The sequence below is a fragment of the Variovorax sp. LARHSF232 genome (assembly GCF_052871435.1).
Map to the genome: position 1 here is coordinate 119,013 of NZ_JBIXJS010000009.1, position 17,018 is coordinate 136,030.

Genomic DNA, 17,018 nt, shown 5'->3' on the forward strand with positions numbered 1-17,018 from the left:
CCGCCGCCCTTACTTCTTGTCGCGCGGCAACCGCCCCATCAGGTAGAACTCGTCGTTGGGCTGCATGCCGCTGAAGCTGGCCATGCGGTTGGACAGGCCGAAGAAGGCGGTGATGGCGGCGATGTCCCAGATGTCTTCGTCCGAGAAGCCGTGGGCGTGCAGGGGCGCGAAATCTGCTTCCTCGATTTCATGCGAGCGTTCGCAGACCTTCATGGCGAACTCGAGCATGGCCTTCTGGCGCGGCGTGATGTCGGCCTTGCGCCAGTTCACGGCCACCTGGTCGGCCACCAGCGGCTTCTTCTCGTAGATGCGCAAGAGCGCACCGTGTGCCACCACGCAGTACAGGCACCGGTTGGCGGCGCTGGTGACGGTGACGATCATTTCGCGGTCGCCCTTGGTCAGCGAGCCTTCCTCCTTCAGCATCAGCGCGTCGTGATAGGCGAAGAAGGCCCGCCATTCGGCCGGCCGGCGGGCCAGCGCCAGGAAGACGTTGGGCACGAAGCCGGTCTTTTCCTGCACCTCGAGGATCTTGGCCTGGATGTCTTGCGGCAAATCGGCCAGCTCGGCCATGGGGAAGCGGGTGCTCATTGTTTGTCTCCGTTCAACAGTGGGGTTTGCGTTGCTTGCGGCAACGCATGTTCGCTCTCGTCCTTGAGCTCGATGCCGCTCAGTGCGCGGCGCAGGGCCTCGCGCATCAGCCAGGCCAGGCGCGCTGCCGCGGCCTGGGGCCGCAGGCCTTCGGCGCGTACGTTCGAGATGCAATTGCGCTGCGCATCCATGCGGCCGCTCCTGGGATCGAAAGTCAGGTAGATCCCCAGGCTGTCGGGCGAGCTCAGCCCGGGGCGTTCGCCGATCAGCATCACCGACAGGCGCGCCCCCAGGCGTTCGCCGATCTCGTCGGCCAGCGCCACCCGCGCCTGCGTGGCAATGGCCAGCGGTGCGAAGCGCCAATCGGCCGGCAGCAGGGGCTTCAATGCTTGCAGCAGCGGTGCCGCATGGCGCTCGATGGCCAGGGCCGAGAGCCCATCGCCGACCACGATGCAGACGTCGCAGCCGCCGGGCTCGGCTTTCAAGAGCCGCGCATCGTCTTCGTCGAGCAGTCGCCCCAGGTCGGGCCGGCGCAGATAGATGGCGCGGTCGGCCGCGCGGCTCCTGAGTTGCAGCGTGCGCCAGCCCTGGACCTGCAGCTGTTGCTCGAGCGCGGCCAGGTCGGGCTGGGCATGGATGGCATCGCGCGCGCTGGCGTGGGCCCAGCCGAAGCGCAGCAGTTCGGCGGTGGGCACGGCATCGCCGACGCGGCCCAGCGCAATGCGCGCGGGCGTGACGGCGCGCCAAGCCTGCCAGGGGTCTTGCGTGGGGGGCAGATCGTTCTTCATGCCTGCAGGGCCATCAATGCGTTCATGCCGGCCAGGCCATTCGGCTGGCCGGGCGGCAGCAACTGGCCGGCGGTGTCGGTGATCTGCATGCGCAGCAGCCATTCCTCGAATTCGGGCGCGCGTTGCAGGCCCAGGGTGCGGCGCAGGAAGAGGGCGTCGTGAAACGATGTGCTCTGGTAGCTGAGCATCACGTCGTCGGCGCCCGGCACGCCCATCAAAAAGTTCAGGCCCGCGCTGCCCAGCAGCACCATCAGGTTGTCCATGTCGTCCTGGTCGGCTTCCGCATGGTTGGTGTAGCAGACGTCGCAGCCCATGGGCAGGCCCAGGAGCTTGCCGCAGAAGTGGTCTTCCAGCCCGGCGCGGATGATCTGCTTGCCGTCGAACAGGTACTCCGGTCCGATGAAGCCCACCACCGTGTTCACCAGGAGCGGGCGGTAGCGCCGCGCCAGGCCGTAGGTGCGCGCCTCGCAAGTCTGCTGGTCGACGCCGAAGCTGGCGTTGGCCGACAGGGCGCTGCCCTGGCCGGTCTCGAAATACATCACGTTGCTGCCCACCGTGCCGCGCGCGAGCGACTGTGCCGCGGCATGCGCCTCGTCCAGCAGTTCGGGCGTGATGCCGAAGGCGCGGTTGGCCGCCTCGGTGCCGCCGATGGACTGGAACACCAGGTCCACCGGCGCGCCTTGCTCGATCAGCCTGAGCGTGTGGGTCACGTGGGTGAGCACGCAGGACTGGGTGGGGATGTCGAAGCGGCGGATCACCTCGTCCAGCATGTGCGTGAGCCGTGCCAGTGCCGGCAGGTTGTCGGCCACCGGGTTGACGCCGATCACCGCATCGCCCGCGCCCATCAGCAGGCCGTCGAGCATGGAGGCGGCGATGCCGCGCAGGTCGTCGGTCGGGTGGTTGGGTTGCAGCCGCACCGCCATGCGCCCGGGCAGCCCCAGCGTGTCGCGAAATTGCGTGACTACGCGGCATTTGCGCGCCACTGCGATCAGGTCCTGGTTGCGCATCAGCTTGGACACGGCGGCCACCATTTCGGGCATGAGGCCCGGCGCCAGCGCCGAGAGCACCTCGGTGGTGGCCGGCTCCGACAGCAGCCAGTCGCGAAAGCCCCCCACCGTGAGATGCGCCACCGGCGCGAAGGCGGCCGCGTCGTGCCCGTCGATGATGAGTCGGGTGATGTTGTCGCTCTCGTAGGGCACCAGCGCCTCGGTGAGGAATTGCGGCAGCGGCACCTCGGCCAGCACATGGCGCGCCGCCATGCGCTGCTGGGCGCTGGTGGCGGCCACGCCGGCCAGTTCGTCGCCCGATCGCGGTGGGCTGGCCATGGCCATCACCTGCTTGAGGTCGGCGAACGCGAAGCTCTCTGAAGCGATCCGGGTGCGATAGCGCATGGGGCAATAATGACCGGCTTCCCATCATTGCCAAAGGACCTGTTGTGAGATCCCTACTGATTGCTGCAGTCATTTCCGCCGCCGCCGTGCTGCCCGCTGCCTGGGCCCAGAGCCCCGCGCCGGTCACGAGCAAGAGCGGATTGATCTACCAGTCGACCAAGGAAGGCACTGGCGCCAAGCCCACCGCCGACGACACGGTGCGGGTGCACTACCGCGGCACCTTCCCCGACAGCGGCAAGGAGTTCGACAGCTCCTATTCGCGCGGCGAGCCGGCCGAGTTTCCGTTGAAGCGCGTGATCCCCTGCTGGACCGAGGGCGTGGCCATGATGAAGGTGGGCGGCAAGGCCAAGCTGACCTGCCCGCCCGCCATTGCCTACGGCGAGCGCGGCGCGCCGCCGGCCGTGCCGCCGAACGCCACGCTGGTGTTCGAGGTGGAGCTGTTGGGCGTCAAAGGGCGTTGAGCCATATTCGCTAAACGCGCCGCAGCGCCACCTTGAGCGGCAGCGGCTCGATGGCGGCGTGCAGCGCCTGGTGCAGCGCATCGGCGCGCGCGCCCAGGGCCGCGGCATCGATTCGCACCACCACGCCTTCGGCTTCGCTGGCTGAAACCTGCGGTGCCAGCGCTTCGCCCACCGCCATCTCTTCCATCACCTTGCGCACCAGCGCCTGCACCACCGCCTGGGCGGCCATGAGGCGCAGTTCGGGCTTGTAGACCTTGCCCACGTTGGTCATCGGGATCTTGTCCAGGATCACCACCGACTTGGGCCGCGCGGGTGCCTCGTCCACGCCCCGTGCGGCAAAGTCCATCAGCTCGGCCTCGCTCGCCGAGGCGCCGGGCAGCAGGCTCACATAGGCCACCGGCAGTTCGCCCGCGTAGGCATCGGGCGCGCCGACCGCGGCGCAGATCTGCACGGCCGGGTGCGCCGAGAGCGCGTCCTCGATGGTCTTGGGGTCGATGTTGTGGCCGCTGCGGATGATCAGGTCCTTGGCGCGGCCGCTGAGGTTGAGCCGCTCGTCGGCATCGATCCAGCCCAGGTCGCCCGTCACCAGCCAGCCGTCATCGGTGAAGGCGCCTTCGTTGTCCTTGGCATTCAGGAAGCCGGAGAACAGGTTGGGCGACTTGAACAGCACCATGCCCGCTTCGCCGCGCGGCAGCTCGCGATTTGTCGGCTTGCCGTTCGCGTCCATCGCCACCACGCGCAGCTGCGCGTAGGGCAGGCGAAAGCCGACGCAGCCGGCCGGCCCGACCACGCCGGGCGGCGTGATGGTGGAGATGCCCGCCATCTCGGTCATGCCCAGGCTTTCGTGCACATGCAGGCCGAACAGGCGCTCGAAGCGCGCTGCCAGTTCGGGCGACAGCACGGCCGCGCCGGTGCGGCAATAGCGCACCGATGAGATGTCGGCGCCGTTCAGCGGCACCGTGGCAAGGGCCGCCAGCACGGTGGGCACGGCCGAGACCGAGGTGGCCTTGTACCTTTCCACCAGCCGCCAGTAGTTGGCCAGCACCTCGCGGTTGCGCATCAATGAAGGCGTGGGAATCACCGTCTCGGCGCCGGCCGACAGCGCGGTGAGCGCGCCGGGCAACACGCCGGCCACATGGAAGAGCGGATAGCCGTTGATGCCGACGTCGCTCGCGCCGATGCCCTGCAGCTGGGTGCAGGCCCAGGCGGTGAAGACCTGGGCGCCGTGGCTGTGGCGCGCCAGCTTGGGCGCGCCGGTGGTGCCGCCGGTGTGGAAGTAGGCGGCGATGTCGGTGGCCGCGATGCGGCGGCCGCTCAGCAGTCGGTCGCCGGCTTCGCGCTCGCGCTCCGTCCGGAAGTCGAGTACGCCCTTGGGCAGCACGGCGGGTGCTTCGGCTTCGTCATGCGGGGCCACGCGAAGCACGTGCGTGAGCGTCGGCACCTGGTCCCGGATGCGCATGGCCTTGGACCACATGCCGGATTCCGTGTCCGAGCCGTAGGCGATCAGCACCTTGGCGCCGGTCGTCTGCATGAGCGAGACCAGCTTCTCGTCGCTCAGCAGGGGGTTGAGCGGCTGCACGATGCTGGCCGCCTCGCCGCCCCACAGGGCCAGGTGGTATTCCAGGCAGCCGGGCAGCAGCACCGCGATCGCGTCGGTCGGCGCCACGCCCAGGTGGTGCAGCAGGTTGGCGGTCTGGTGGATGCCGGCCAAAAGCTGCGCATAAGACCAGCGGATCGGCGTGTCTTCCGGCCGGCCGCTGGTGAGGAAGGTCAGCGCCGTCTTGTCGCCGAAGGCATGCGCCGAGTTGCGGAAGATCTCGTAGGTGCTGGCCACCGGCAGCGCCTGCTCCAGGGGCACGCGCTCCAGGCTGCGCACGCACTCGATGCTGCGGATGGGAAGGGTGGCCGCGAAGGGCGCGGCGAAAGCGGCAAAGGGCGTGGCGGGCACGGGCGATTCGGAAGGCATGGCTCAATCCAGGCTGGCGCCGGTCTCCTTGACGGCGCGCTGCCACACAGGAAGGTCCTTGGCGTAGGCGGCGGCGAACTGTTCCGGATTCAGGGCGACGGGCTCGACGCCCATGATCGCCACGAATCGGCTGCGCACATCGGGCATTTCGCTGATGGCGCGCAACTCGGCCGCCAGGCGATCCACGATCGGCTTGGGCGTGGCGGCCGGCGCGGCCACCGCCACCCAGCCGGTGATGCGGAAGATGTCGTCCTTCCAGCCTTGCTCGGCGAGCGTGGGCACATTGGGCAGCGCCGGCATGCGCCCTTCGCCGGTCACGCCGATGGCCTTGACCTTGCCCGATTCGGCAAAGGACTTGGCCTGCAGGGCGCTGGCAAAAGCCAGCTGGATCTGTCCGCCGATCAGGTCCTGCAGCATCGGCGCCTCGCCCTTGTAGGCGACGTGGGTCATGTCGGCATTGAAGCCCTGGCTCATGGCGGCCAGCGAAAGATGCCCGGCCGAGCCCACGCCCCAGGAGCCATAGGACAGCTTGCCCTTGTTGGCGCTGATGTACTTGGCCAGCTCGGCCGCGTTGTTGGCCGGCACGCTGGGATGCGCCAGCAGCACGATCGGCACGTTGGCCAGCAGCGAGACCAGCGCCAGGTCCTTCTGCGGCGCATAGGGCAGCTTCTTGTAGAGGAACTGGTTGATCAGGAGCGAGGTGCTCAGCGACAGCACCAGCGTGTGGCCGTCGGCCGGTGCCTTGGCCACGAAGTCGGTGCCCAGGATGCCCGAGGCGCCTGCCTTGTTGTCGACCACGACCGTCTGACCCATGCGCTGGCGCAGCTTCTCGGCCACCAGGCGCGCGACGCCGTCGGTGGCGCCGCCGGCCGGGAAAGGAACGACCAGCTGGATCGGCTTGCTCGGGTAGCCGGCGGCCGCCGGGCTTTGCGCGCGGGCGGCAGGTGCGCCGATGGCCAGAGTGGTCGAAGCCAGGGCAAGGCCCATCAGTTGGCGGCGGCGCAGGCGTGTGGGGGCAGCGGGCAATTCAGTCTCCTGTAGGTCTTATGTGATGAGGGAAGCGGGACGCCTGCCGGCGCCAGCCTGAATTCTTGATTCGATGGGCGATCTTGACAATCCGAAGGGCGATTGACAGACTGTCAAGCAATTTTTGACACTGGAAGTCTCTCGTTCATGGACCCCGGCGCACTCACCCTGCTGGTCGACATCATCGACGCCGGCAACCTCAGCGAGGCGGCCCGCCGTCTCAAGATGACGCGGGCCAACGTGAGCTACCACCTGGGCCAGCTCGAGCGCGCGGTCGGCTTGCAACTGGTGCGCCGCACCACCCGGCGCCTGGAGCCCACCGAAGTCGGCCTTCGCCTGTACCAGCATGGCCGCGGCATCCAGAACGCGCTCTTGGCCGCGCGCGAATCCGTCACCACCCTGGGCCAGAGCCTGCAGGGCCGGGTGCGGCTCAATGTGCCGAGCGGCTACGGGCAGATGGTGATGGCGCCCTGGCTGATCGCGTTCAAGCATCTGTATCCGGGCATCGTGCTGGACGTGATGTTCGAGAACCGGGTGGAAGACCTGCTGAGCGACGAGGTGGACATCGCCATCCGCATCATGTCGGCGCCGCCACAGCATTTGGTAGCGCGCGAAATGGGTCCGGTGCGCTACGTGGCCTGCGCGGCGCGCGAGTTTGCCGATCGGCAGCCGCTGCCCACGCAGGTGGAAGCGCTGCGCTCGGTGCCGCTCATCACCGCCGGTGTGGTGGGGCGGCGGCTGCGCATGTCGGCCTACCGCGGCGACGAGCGCCACGAGCTGACGCTGGAGCCCACGCTCGTCTCGGAGAACTTCTTCTTCCTGCGTCAGGCCATCCTGGCCGGCATTGGCGTGGGCATCGTGCCCGATTACGTGGTGGAAGAGGAGGTGCGCCGTGGCGAGGTGTTGACCGCACTGGATGACTGGCGGCTGCGCATCTTCGGCGACCAGATGTTCATGCTCTACATGCCCAACCGGCACCAGACGCGGGCGACGTCGACTTTCATCGAGTACGTGCTGGAGCGCTCGCGCGGCGAGAGCTAGCCCGCGATCAACTTCTGCACCAGCTCCGCCGTGGTCCCCGCCGCGTACTTGCGCATCAGCCGCGCCCGGTGGATCTCCACCGTACGGTGGCTGATGGCGAGCTGCTTGCCGATCTCCTTGGAGGTGAGGCCGCGCATCACCTGCGCCGCCACCTCGCGCTCGCGCGGGGTCAGCTCGTCCTTGCTGGCCAGGCGGCGCGCGCCCAGGTCTTCGAAGGTCCAGATGCCGGCCTCGTGCGGCGCGGCGCGATTCAGCGCGCGGCCGGTGACGTGGCACCAGAAGGTTTCGCCGGCATGGGCGCCGCCCACCCGCTTCATCATGCGGTGATCGGCATAGTGGCCGCTGGCGTTGAGGATGGGCTCCATGCGCTTGCCGATGCGCTCGAACTCGGCCACGCTGGGATAGAGCACGCTGAAGGATTGGCCCACCAGCCCGCTGGCCTGCGCGCCGAACATCTCGCAAACCTCCGCATTGCATGCGACGATGGTGCGGTTGCGCGAGACCACCATGCCCACGGGCGCATGCTCGAAGGCCAGCCTGTAATCAATCTCCTGCAGCATCGGGGCTCACCATTACGAATTACTACGTATGTTGATACGTAGTATCGTTCAACACTTCCAGAGATTTCTTCATCAATAGAGAGGAGCACGCGTGAACAAGCTTTTCCCCTCCGCCGACGCGGCGCTCAAGGGCGTGGTTGCCGACGGGCAGACGCTCGCCGTGGGCGGCTTCGGCCTGTGCGGCATTCCCGAGGCGCTGATCGAGGCGCTCAAGGACAGCGGCGTCAAGAACCTGACCTGCATTTCCAACAACGCGGGCGTCGATGGCTTCGGCCTCGGCAAGCTCCTGGAGACGCGGCAGATCAAGAAGATGATCGCCAGCTACGTGGGCGAGAACAAGGAGTTCGAGCGCCAGTACCTGGCAGGCGAGCTCGAGCTCGAGTTCACGCCGCAGGGCACGCTGGCCGAGAAGCTGCGCGCCGGCGGCGCCGGCATCCCGGCCTTCTTCACCAAGACCGGTGTCGGTACGCAGGTGGCCGAGGGCAAGGAACTGCGCGAGTTCGACGGCGAGACCTACGTGATGGAGCGCTCGCTGGTGCCCGACGTGGCGCTGGTCAAGGCCGACGTGGCTGACAAGTCCGGCAACCTGCGCTTTCGCCTGACGGCGCGCAACTTCAACCCGGCCGCTGCCATGGCCGGCAAGATCTGCATCGTCGAGGTCGAGAAGATCGTCGAGGTGGGCGAGCTGGCGCCGGACGACATCCATCTGCCGGGCATCTACGTGCACCGCATCGTGCTCAACGGCAAGCCCGAGAAGCGCATCGAGAAGCGCACCCTCAGCGCGGCCGTCCCGGTGGATGCCGTGGCCGCCAAGGTCGAGGCGCAGGCCGTCATCGCCCAGGCCGCCGCCGGCAGCGAAGTGCCGGCCCCCGTCAAGAACCAGAAGGGAAACTGAACATGGCCTGGACCCAAGACCAGATGGCCGCGCGTGCGGCGCAGGAGCTGCAGGACGGCTTTTACGTGAACCTCGGCATCGGCATTCCCACCCTGGTGGCCAACTTCGTGCCAGCCGACAAGGAAGTCTGGCTGCAAAGCGAGAACGGCATGCTGGGCATCGGCCCCTTCCCGACCGAAGATGAAGTCGACGCCGACCTCATCAACGCCGGCAAGCAGACCGTGACCACGCTGCCGGGCAGCGCCATCTTCGGCAGCCACGACAGCTTCGCGATGATCCGCGGCGGCAAGATCAACCTGTCGATCCTGGGTGCCATGCAGGTCAGCGAGAAGGGCGATCTGGCCAACTGGATGATTCCCGGCAAGATGGTCAAGGGCATGGGCGGCGCCATGGACCTGGTGGCCGGCGTGAAGCGCGTGATCGTGCTGATGGAGCACGTGGCCAAGAAGAAGGACGGCAGCACCGACCTGAAGATCTTGCCCGAATGCACCCTGCCGCTGACCGGCGTGGGCGTGGTCGATCGCATCATCACCGACCTCGCGGTGATGGACGTGACGCCCCAGGGCCTGAAGGTGGTCGAGCTGGCCGAAGGCGTGAGCTTCGACGAGCTGCAGGGCAAGACCGGGGTCAAGCTCATCCAGTAAGCCATCAAGCGATGGTCGCTTGAACAAGCAGAGGGCAGGGTGGTGCAAGGCACTTCCTGCCCTTTTGTTCATTTGGAGCAGCACAGCATGAATGCGATGGATGCACTGATGGGGATCTGGCTGGCGGGCGGCATGCCTCGCGAAGCCTTGGACTTGGCCGAGCTCCGCGGCGAAGGCCCGGGACTGCCGTCCTCCTTTGCCGTCGGCACCGCGGCGCAGGCCAGCATCGCCGCCGCCGCGCTGGCCGCCTGCGAGCTGGGCCATGCGCGCGGCACGCCGCGCCAGCGGGTGGCCGTCGAGCGGGCGCACGCGGCACTGGAATGCACTGGCTGGTTCAGCCTGGACGGCCAGGCGCCCGCGCTGTGGGACCCGTTCTCCGGCCTGTACCGCTGCGGCGAGGGACAGGTGCGCATCCATGCCAACTTCGCGCATCACCGCGAGGGTGCGCTGCGCCTCTTGGGATTGGACCCGGCGAACGCGCAACGCAGCGATGCGGAAGCGGCGCTGCTGAAGTGGCGCGCCCTCGATTTCGAGAACGCCGCTGCCGAGCGCGGCCTGGTCGTCACCGCGCTGCGCCGCTTCGACGAATGGGATTCGACACCGCAGGGACAGGCCATCGCGGCGCAGCCCCTTGTCACGCTCGAGCGCATCGGCGACGCGTCGCCGCTTGCACTGCCGCCATTGGCCGCCGATGCGCGGCCGCTGTCCGGCATCCGCGTGCTCGACCTGACGCGCGTGCTGGCCGGCCCGGTGAGCGGCAAGGCGCTGGCGGCGTATGGCGCGGACGTCATGCTGGTCAATTCGCCGCACCTGCCCAACATCGCCGCGATTGCCGACACCAGCCGCGGCAAGCTGTCGGCGCACATCGACCTCAGGACCGAAGCCGGCCGCGCCGCCTTGCAGCAATTGCTGGGCACGGCGCATGTGTTCGTGCAGGGCTATCGGCCGGGCGGCCTGGCGCAGCGCGGCTTTGGACCCGAAGCGCTGGCGCGCATGCGCCCCGGCATCGTGGCCGTTTCGCTCACCGCCTACGGCACGCAAGGGCCGTGGGCATCGCGGCGCGGCTTCGACTCGCTGGTGCAGACGGCCATGGGCTTCAACCTGGCGGAGGGCGAGGCCTTCAGCGAAGAAACTGGCGGGGCCGGCACGCCGCGCGCGCTGCCGATGCAGATCCTGGACGAGGCCACCGGCTACCTGATGGCCTTTGGCGCCGCGGCCGCCCTGTGGCGCCAGCAGCGCGAGGGCGGCAGCTGGCATGTGCAGGTGTCGCTGGCGCAGACCGGCCAGTGGCTGCGCGGCCTGGGCCGTCTGCCGGATGGGCCGAAGGCTGAAAAGCCGGAGATCGGGCCCTATCTGGAGACCTCGGCTTCGGGCTTTGGCGAGCTGCTTGCCATTGGCCACAGCGCCCGGTTGGAACGCACCCCGGCCGCCTGGACGCGGCCCTCGATGCCGCCGGGAACGCATCCGCCGAGCTGGCCTGACTAGGCACTCGCTATTCGCGCTCGCGCTGCTTGTTCTCCAGCAGCTTGACGAGCACCTGCAGCACCCGGTTGGCCGGCGTCGGAATGCCCAGGGCCTCGCCGCGGCGCACGACAAAGCCGTTCAGGTAGTCGATCTCGGTGGGCTTGCCGCGCGACAGGTCCTGCGCGGTGGATGAGTATTGGGCGGGCATGGTCTGGGGAATGCGGCGCACCGCCGCCTCGACATCGCCCGCCACAAGCGCGCCATCGGCCTGCGCCACGGCCAGGCATTCGGCCACCACGTCGCGGATCACGTCGCTGACGCCTTCGCCGCCCTGCACCAGCCGGCCATAGGGCAGGTGGGTGATGGCCGACATCGCGTTGTAGGCGCAGTTGAGGATCAGCTTGGCCCACAGGGCGCCGCGCACGTTGTCCGAGAAGTCGACCTGCGTGCCCGATTCGCGCAGCACGCGCGCCGCTTCGGCGCTGGCCGCGGTGGGTTCGATCACCAGCTCGCCGCGGCCGTGGTGCTTCACATGGCCGGGGCCGGCCATCTCGGTGGCCACGTAGACCACGGCGGCCGCCACCTGGTGGTGCGGCACGACGCTGCGCAGACGGTCGGCGTTGTCGACGCCGTTTTGCAGGCACAGCACCAGCGCGTCGGGGCGCAGCCAGGGCAGCAGCTGGCTGCCGGCCGACTCGGTGTCGGGCGACTTCACGCAGAACAGCACCAGATCGGCGCCCTGGGCCGCATTGGCCTCGGTGCTGGCCGATACCTGCACCTGTTCGTCGAAGGCTGCAGTCTCGATGCGCAAGCCCTTTTTCTGGATGGCTGCCACATGCGGCTGGCGGCCGATCAGCACCACCTCGTGCCCGGCGCGCGCCAGCAGCCCGCCGAAGTAGCAGCCGACCGCGCCGGCACCCATGACCACGACTTTCATTGCTTGCTCCAAAGAGAGAGAAAAATTCAGGACCCGCTTGCCATCAGAAGCGCGCGCTGTCCCTCCGCAGTCTCGCGCAGAAAGCTCCACACCGCTTGCATGCGCGCCAGATGCTTGATTTCCGCCGGGATCGACATCCAGAAGCTGCGTGTGAAATTGGCCTGGCCCGGCAGCACGCGCGCCAGCTGCGCGTCGCCCTCGGCCAGGAACGCAGGCAGCACCGCGATGCCGGCGCCGCCGGCCACTGCGCGGTGCTGCGCCAGGATGCTGGTGGAGCGCAAGGCAAAGGAATCGGGCCGGTACAGCTCGTCCAGGTACTGCAGCTCCTTGGAAAAGAGCAGGTCGTCCACGTAGCTGATGAAGGTGTGGCCGCGCAGGTCTTCGCGCGCGGCAATGGGCGCATGCGTTTGCAGGTAGTCGCGCGAGGCATACAGGTGCAGCGAGTAGTCGCACAGCTTGGTCACCACCACCGGCCCGCGCGCCGGGCGCTCCAGCGAAATCACGATGTCGGCCTCTCGCCGCGACAGGTGCACCAGGCGCGGCATGGCCAGGAGGTCGATCACCAGCTTGGGATGCGTCTTGGCGAATTGCGCCAGCCGCGGCGCCAGCACCACGGTGCCGAAGCCCTCGGTGGCGCCGATGCGCACCAGGCCCGACAGGCCCGCGTGCGAAGGCGGTGCCGCGCTTTCCACGGCAAGAAAAGCGCTCTCCATGGCCTCGACCTGCGGCTGCAATCGGCGCCCGGCCTCGGTCAGCCGATGGCCGCCGGCCTCACGCGAAAAGAGGGCAGTGCCCACCTCTTTTTCCAGGGCCTGGATGCGCCGCGCCACCGTGGTGTGGTCCACCGCCAGCCGCCGTGCGGCGCTGACCAAGGTGCCCGATCGGGCCAGTTCCAGGAAGTAGCGGAGGTTGTCCCAATCCATGCCGGGGTTGCTTTGCAAAAATGCAGAATCAAGCTGCGTATTTGTCTATTGTTATCGCAAATCTGCAAAGCTACGATGACTGTCTGCCTTGTGCGTAATCACCTTTTGCAGGAGACAAATCAAATGGACGCCACCACCACATCCCCCGCGACCAAGGTCGCCACCGTCAAGCTCTTGATCGGCGGCCAGTTCGTCGAATCCAAGACCACGCAATGGCGCGACATCGTCAACCCGGCCACGCAGCAGGTGCTGGCCCGCGTGCCCTTCGCCACGCCGGCCGAAGTGGATGCCGCCGTGGCCTCGGCCAAGGAAGCCTTCAAGACCTGGCGCAAGACGGCCATCGGCGCCCGCGCCCGCATCTTCCTCAAGTACCAGCAGCTCATCCGCGAGAACATGGCCGAGCTGGCCGCCATCCTGACGGCCGAGCAGGGCAAGACCTTGCCCGATGCGGAAGGCGACGTGTTCCGCGGCCTGGAAGTGGTGGAGCACGCGGCCGCCATCGGCAACCTGCAGTTGGGCGAGCTGGCCAACAACGTGGCCACCGGCGTCGACACCTACACCGTGCTGCAGCCGCTGGGCGTGTGCGCCGGCATCACGCCTTTCAACTTCCCGGCCATGATCCCGCTGTGGATGTTCCCGATGGCCATCGTCACGGGCAACACTTTCGTGCTCAAGCCTTCCGAGCAGGACCCGATGGTCACCATGCGGCTCGCCGAACTGGCGCTGCAGGCCGGCATTCCGGCCGGCGTGCTGAACGTGGTGCATGGCGGCGAAGAGGTGGTCAACGCCATCTGCGACCACAAGGACATCAAGGCGATCTCCTTCGTCGGTTCGACCAAGGTCGGCACGCACGTCTACAACCGCGCCACGCTGGCCGGCAAGCGCGTGCAATGCATGATGGGCGCGAAGAACCACGCCATCGTGATGCCCGACGCCAACAAGGAGCAGACGCTCAATGCGCTGGCCGGCGCGAGCTTCGGCGCGGCAGGGCAGCGCTGCATGGCGGTGTCGGTGGCGGTGCTGGTGGGCGAGGCGCAGAAGTGGGTGCCCGACCTGGTGGCCAAGGCCAAGACGCTCAAGGTGGGCGCCGGCATCGACAAGGGCGTGGACGTGGGACCGCTGGTGTCCTGCGCCGCCTATGACCGCGTCACCGGTTTGATCGAGCGCGGCATGCAGGACGGCGCCACGCTGGAGCTGGACGGCCGCAAGCCGACGGTGCCCGGCTATGAAAAGGGCAACTTCGTCGGCCCGACGATCTTCTCGGGCGTGAAGCCCGGCATGACGATCTACGACCAGGAAGTCTTCGGGCCGGTGCTGTGCGTGGCCGGCGCCGCCGACATCGACGAGGCGATCGCGCTGATCAACGCCAACCCGAACGGCAACGGCACCGCCATCTTCACGCAGTCGGGCGCGGCGGCGCGCAAGTTCCAGGAAGACATCGACGTGGGGCAGGTGGGGATCAACGTGCCGATTCCGGTGCCTGTGCCGATGTTCTCGTTCACGGGTTCGCGCGCGTCGAAGCTGGGCGACCTGGGGCCTTATGGCAAGCAGGTGGTGCTGTTCTATACGCAGACGAAGACGGTGACGGAGCGGTGGTTCGATGACTCCACCGTTTCGCACGGGGTGAATACGACGATCAGCTTGAAGTGATCGTCGTGATCGCGCGTTCTGGCGTTGTGGGCGGGCCAAGGCCTGTGTGCCCCTGCGCCGGCGCTTCACTCGGGCGGTCGGCGCGCAGCGCCGACTTCCCTGCGCTGCTCGCGGACCCGGCCCTGCGGCAGAACTCGCTGCGTTCACTTCGTTCACTCCGCTCAAACAGCTGCCGCAAGCTAGAGGTTGAAGCACGCGTGTCCTTCGGCACGCGTGCGGGCCGGGTCCACTGCGCTGCTCGGCGCCCGACAGGCGCGCCGGCACAGGGGCACACAGGCCTTGGCCGTGACGCCGGGCGCTTGATCGAGGCTTCTCCCGGGCTGATTGACCGCAGCGCGCCACCCGCACACTGAACTGATCCGCACACCATGGACTTTGAACTCACCGAAGAACAACGCGCCTTCGCGGAAACAGCGCGCGAGTTCGCACAACAGGAATTCGCCCCGCATGCCGCGCAGTGGGACCGGGAATCCATATTCCCGAAGGAAGCCATCGCCAAAGCCGGCGAGCTCGGCTTTTGCGGCCTCTACGCCCCCGAGCGCATCGGTGGCCTGAACCTGCCCAGGCTCGACGCCACGCTGGTGTTCGAGGAAATGGCGGCTGTCGATCCGTCGACCACCGCCTTCATCACCATCCACAACATGGCGACCTGGATGCTCGGCACCTGGGCCACGCCGGCCGTCGCCGAGCAATGGGGCGAAGATCTCACCAGCGGGCGCAAGCTGGCTTCCTATTGCCTCACCGAACCAGGCGCCGGCTCGGATGCCGGCTCGCTGAAGACCAAGGCCGAGCGCGTCGGCCACGAGTACGTCATCAACGGCGGCAAGGCCTTCATCTCCGGCGCCGGTTCCACCGACGTGCTGGTGCTGATGGCGCGCACCGGCGCCGGTGGCGCGGGCGGCATATCGGCCTTTGCGGTGCCGGCCGATGCGCCCGACATCAGCTACGGCAAGAAGGAACACAAGATGGGCTGGAACAGCCAGCCCACCCGCACCATCAACTTCGACAACGTGCGCGTGCCGGCAGAGAACCTGCTGGGCAGCGAAGGCGAGGGCTTTCGCATCGCCATGAAGGGGCTGGACGGCGGGCGCATCAATATCGCCACCTGCTCGGTCGGCGCGGCCCAGGGCGCGCTGGATGCGGCGCGCCGCTACCTGCATGAGCGCCAGCAGTTCGGTAAGCCGCTGGCGAGTTTCCAGGCCCTGCAGTTCAAGCTGGCCGACATGGCGACCGAACTGGTGGCGGCGCGCCAGATGGTGCGCCTGGCCGCCAGCAAGCTGGACGCCGGCCATCAGGACGCGAGCACCTATTGCGCCATGGCCAAGCGCTTCGCAACCGATGCGGGCTTCAACGTGTGCAACGATGCGCTGCAACTGCATGGCGGCTACGGCTACCTGGGCGAGTTTCCGCTGGAGCGCCTGGTGCGCGACACGCGGGTGCACCAGATCCTGGAAGGCACCAACGAGATCATGCGCGTCATCGTCGCGCGAAAATTGCTGGAAGGCGACAGCGATATACGCTGAGTCTTTCCGATTCCATTTCTCCCCTTTTTTCAATGACTGATTCCGTCGTCCTCTTCGAAGAAATCCAGACCACCGGTGGCCAGCGCTTCGGCGTGGCCACCCTCAATGCGCCGTCGGCCCTCAATGCGCTGTCGGTGGACATGGTTCGCCTGCTCCTGCCCAAGTTCCGCGAATGGGCCGACGACGCGCAAGTCGTCGGCGTGATGCTGCAGGCCGCGGGCGAGAAGGCCTTCAGCGCCGGCGGCGACCTGCGCCAGCTGTACCAGACGCTGCTGGAGTGCGGCCCGAAGCGCAACACCTATGCCGAAGATTTCTTCCGCGAGGAGTACGAGCTCGACTACCTGATCCACACCTTCCCCAAGCCGCTCATGTGCTGGGGCCACGGCATCGTGATGGGTGGCGGCGTCGGCCTCATGGCGGGCTGCTCGCATCGCGTGGTCACGCAGCAAAGCCGCGTCGCCATGCCCGAGATCAACATCGGCCTGTACCCGGACGTGGGCGGCAGCTGGTTTCTGCGCCGCATGCCGGGGCGCACGGGCCTGTTCCTGGCGCTGACGGCGGCGCAGGTCAACGCGGCCGACGCCATCTTCAGCGGCCTGGCTGATGTGCTGGTGCCCCAAGAGCGCAAGGCGCAGGTGCTGGACGCCATTGCCGAAACCCGCTGGGCGGGCGAGGCCAAGGCCGACCGCGCCGAACTCTCGCGCATCCTGGCGCGGGCGAGCGAGGGCGCCGAGCTGCCGCCCTCGAAGCTGCGCGTGCACTACGACATCATCAACGCGCTGATGGCAGGCGAAGACCTGCTGGACATCGCCAAGCGGCTGCACAACTTCAAGAGCGACGACGCCTGGCTGCAAGGCGCGGCCCAGGCCTTTGCCAAGGGCGCACCGAGTTCGGCCGCCATCACCTTCGAGCTGTGGCAGCGCGTGCCGCGCATGTCGTTGGCCGAGGTGTTCCGGCTGGAGTATTGGGCCTCGCTGGGCTTTTGCGCGCACGCGGACTTTGCCGAAGGCATCCGCGCGGTGCTGATCGACAAGGACCGCAACCCGAAGTGGCAGCCGGCGCGGCTGGAAGACATCACGCGCGACTTCATCGAGGACCATCTGCGCGCGCGCGCCAACGGGCCGCATCCGCTGGCGCAACTTGCCTGACGACTGACGACTC

16 protein-coding genes are annotated in these 17,018 nt (G+C 67.8%); 8 read left to right on the top strand and 8 right to left on the bottom strand.

The features are described from left to right. Window positions 1-9: 9 nt before the first annotated feature. The 3 genes from ACIPRI_RS21185 to ACIPRI_RS21195 are packed head-to-tail and all read right to left on the bottom strand — an operon-like array spanning window position 10 to window position 2,767. Entirely contained in the window at window positions 10-588 is a 579-nt protein-coding gene (locus ACIPRI_RS21185) for a peroxidase-related enzyme (RefSeq protein ID WP_446623451.1), read from the bottom strand. Further along, complete coding sequence (gene eutC / locus ACIPRI_RS21190) at window positions 585-1,376, bottom strand: ethanolamine ammonia-lyase subunit EutC (RefSeq protein ID WP_446623452.1); 792 nt, start codon at window positions 1,374-1,376, stop codon at window positions 585-587. The genes ACIPRI_RS21185 and eutC overlap by 4 nt, the downstream gene beginning before the upstream one ends. Then, a complete protein-coding gene (locus ACIPRI_RS21195; RefSeq protein WP_446623453.1) occupies window positions 1,373-2,767 on the bottom strand; it encodes an ethanolamine ammonia-lyase subunit EutB in 1,395 nt (464 codons plus the stop codon). Before ACIPRI_RS21195 ends, eutC begins: the two co-directional genes overlap by 4 nt. Before the next feature lie 44 nt (window positions 2,768-2,811). Between ACIPRI_RS21195 and ACIPRI_RS21200 the strand changes: the two genes are divergently transcribed. After that, on the top strand, window positions 2,812-3,228 hold the full coding sequence (locus tag ACIPRI_RS21200) for an FKBP-type peptidyl-prolyl cis-trans isomerase (RefSeq protein WP_446623454.1): 417 nt from the start codon (window positions 2,812-2,814) through the stop codon (window positions 3,226-3,228). A gap of 10 nt (window positions 3,229-3,238) precedes the next feature. Here the strand turns inward: ACIPRI_RS21200 and ACIPRI_RS21205 are convergent, their stop codons facing one another. Next, window positions 3,239-5,194, bottom strand: coding sequence for an acyl-CoA synthetase (locus ACIPRI_RS21205; protein ID WP_446623455.1), 1,956 nt, complete (start codon window positions 5,192-5,194; stop codon window positions 3,239-3,241). Between the two features lie 3 nt (window positions 5,195-5,197). Then, the gene (locus tag ACIPRI_RS21210) at window positions 5,198-6,181 is read right to left on the bottom strand and encodes a Bug family tripartite tricarboxylate transporter substrate binding protein (RefSeq protein WP_446623539.1); all 984 of its coding nucleotides are present in this window, start codon (window positions 6,179-6,181) and stop codon (window positions 5,198-5,200) included. Window positions 6,182-6,367: 186 nt separating this feature from the next. On the opposite strand from ACIPRI_RS21210, the gene ACIPRI_RS21215 reads away from it, so the two are divergent. Continuing rightward, window positions 6,368-7,261 carry a LysR family transcriptional regulator gene (locus ACIPRI_RS21215; RefSeq protein WP_446623456.1) on the top strand — a complete coding sequence of 298 codons (894 nt, stop codon included), beginning with the start codon at window positions 6,368-6,370 and terminating at the stop codon, window positions 7,259-7,261. Here ACIPRI_RS21215 and ACIPRI_RS21220 read toward each other — a convergent pair. Then, the gene (locus tag ACIPRI_RS21220; RefSeq protein ID WP_446623540.1) at window positions 7,258-7,818 is read right to left on the bottom strand and encodes a LuxR C-terminal-related transcriptional regulator; all 561 of its coding nucleotides are present in this window, start codon (window positions 7,816-7,818) and stop codon (window positions 7,258-7,260) included. The two genes, ACIPRI_RS21215 and ACIPRI_RS21220, sit on opposite strands and share 4 nt — an antisense overlap. Window positions 7,819-7,912: 94 nt before the next feature. Between ACIPRI_RS21220 and ACIPRI_RS21225 the strand changes: the two genes are divergently transcribed. From ACIPRI_RS21225 to ACIPRI_RS21235, 3 genes are all read left to right on the top strand, one after another. Then, window positions 7,913-8,716: a CoA transferase subunit A gene (locus ACIPRI_RS21225; RefSeq protein WP_446623457.1), complete on the top strand. Its 804-nt coding sequence runs from the start codon at window positions 7,913-7,915 to the stop codon at window positions 8,714-8,716. A 2-nt stretch (window positions 8,717-8,718) separates the two neighbouring features. Continuing rightward, complete coding sequence (locus ACIPRI_RS21230; protein ID WP_446623458.1) at window positions 8,719-9,360, top strand: CoA transferase subunit B; 642 nt, start codon at window positions 8,719-8,721, stop codon at window positions 9,358-9,360. Window positions 9,361-9,447: 87 nt separating this feature from the next. Continuing rightward, the gene (locus ACIPRI_RS21235) at window positions 9,448-10,845 is read left to right on the top strand and encodes a CoA transferase (protein ID WP_446623459.1); all 1,398 of its coding nucleotides are present in this window, start codon (window positions 9,448-9,450) and stop codon (window positions 10,843-10,845) included. A gap of 7 nt (window positions 10,846-10,852) precedes the next feature. Here ACIPRI_RS21235 and ACIPRI_RS21240 read toward each other — a convergent pair whose 3' ends face one another. Both ACIPRI_RS21240 and ACIPRI_RS21245 read right to left on the bottom strand, forming a co-directional pair. Next, a complete protein-coding gene (locus ACIPRI_RS21240; protein WP_446623460.1) occupies window positions 10,853-11,761 on the bottom strand; it encodes a ketopantoate reductase family protein in 909 nt (302 codons plus the stop codon). Between the two features lie 26 nt (window positions 11,762-11,787). Further along, the gene (locus ACIPRI_RS21245; protein ID WP_446623461.1) at window positions 11,788-12,684 is read right to left on the bottom strand and encodes a LysR family transcriptional regulator; all 897 of its coding nucleotides are present in this window, start codon (window positions 12,682-12,684) and stop codon (window positions 11,788-11,790) included. A gap of 123 nt (window positions 12,685-12,807) precedes the next feature. Between ACIPRI_RS21245 and ACIPRI_RS21250 the strand changes: the two genes are divergently transcribed. The 3 genes from ACIPRI_RS21250 to ACIPRI_RS21260 all read left to right on the top strand — a co-directional run bounded on the left by ACIPRI_RS21250 (window position 12,808) and on the right by ACIPRI_RS21260 (window position 17,005). Further along, on the top strand, window positions 12,808-14,334 hold the full coding sequence (locus ACIPRI_RS21250) for a CoA-acylating methylmalonate-semialdehyde dehydrogenase (RefSeq protein WP_446623462.1): 1,527 nt from the start codon (window positions 12,808-12,810) through the stop codon (window positions 14,332-14,334). A gap of 368 nt (window positions 14,335-14,702) precedes the next feature. Beyond that, on the top strand, window positions 14,703-15,857 hold the full coding sequence (locus ACIPRI_RS21255) for an acyl-CoA dehydrogenase family protein (RefSeq protein WP_446623463.1): 1,155 nt from the start codon (window positions 14,703-14,705) through the stop codon (window positions 15,855-15,857). A 32-nt stretch (window positions 15,858-15,889) separates the two neighbouring features. Then, a complete protein-coding gene (locus ACIPRI_RS21260) occupies window positions 15,890-17,005 on the top strand; it encodes an enoyl-CoA hydratase/isomerase family protein (RefSeq protein ID WP_446623464.1) in 1,116 nt (371 codons plus the stop codon). Window positions 17,006-17,018 lie beyond the last annotated feature (13 nt).

Excerpts from the sequence above, each read along its gene's own strand:
- ACIPRI_RS21235 (WP_446623459.1), top strand. The coding sequence starts at position 9,448 with ATGAATGCGATGGATGCACTGATGGGGATCTGGCTGGCGGGCGGCATG.
- eutC (WP_446623452.1), bottom strand. The coding sequence starts at position 1,376 with ATGAAGAACGATCTGCCCCCCACGCAAGACCCCTGGCAGGCTTGGCGC.
- ACIPRI_RS21245 (WP_446623461.1), bottom strand. The coding sequence starts at position 12,684 with ATGGATTGGGACAACCTCCGCTACTTCCTGGAACTGGCCCGATCGGGC.
- ACIPRI_RS21250 (WP_446623462.1), top strand. The coding sequence starts at position 12,808 with ATGGACGCCACCACCACATCCCCCGCGACCAAGGTCGCCACCGTCAAG.
- ACIPRI_RS21195 (WP_446623453.1), bottom strand. The coding sequence starts at position 2,767 with ATGCGCTATCGCACCCGGATCGCTTCAGAGAGCTTCGCGTTCGCCGAC.
- ACIPRI_RS21215 (WP_446623456.1), top strand. The coding sequence starts at position 6,368 with ATGGACCCCGGCGCACTCACCCTGCTGGTCGACATCATCGACGCCGGC.
- ACIPRI_RS21210 (WP_446623539.1), bottom strand. The coding sequence starts at position 6,181 with ATGGGCCTTGCCCTGGCTTCGACCACTCTGGCCATCGGCGCACCTGCC.
- ACIPRI_RS21205 (WP_446623455.1), bottom strand. The coding sequence starts at position 5,194 with ATGCCTTCCGAATCGCCCGTGCCCGCCACGCCCTTTGCCGCTTTCGCC.
- ACIPRI_RS21260 (WP_446623464.1), top strand. The coding sequence starts at position 15,890 with ATGACTGATTCCGTCGTCCTCTTCGAAGAAATCCAGACCACCGGTGGC.
- ACIPRI_RS21240 (WP_446623460.1), bottom strand. The coding sequence starts at position 11,761 with ATGAAAGTCGTGGTCATGGGTGCCGGCGCGGTCGGCTGCTACTTCGGC.
- ACIPRI_RS21230 (WP_446623458.1), top strand. The coding sequence starts at position 8,719 with ATGGCCTGGACCCAAGACCAGATGGCCGCGCGTGCGGCGCAGGAGCTG.
- ACIPRI_RS21185 (WP_446623451.1), bottom strand. The coding sequence starts at position 588 with ATGAGCACCCGCTTCCCCATGGCCGAGCTGGCCGATTTGCCGCAAGAC.
- ACIPRI_RS21255 (WP_446623463.1), top strand. The coding sequence starts at position 14,703 with ATGGACTTTGAACTCACCGAAGAACAACGCGCCTTCGCGGAAACAGCG.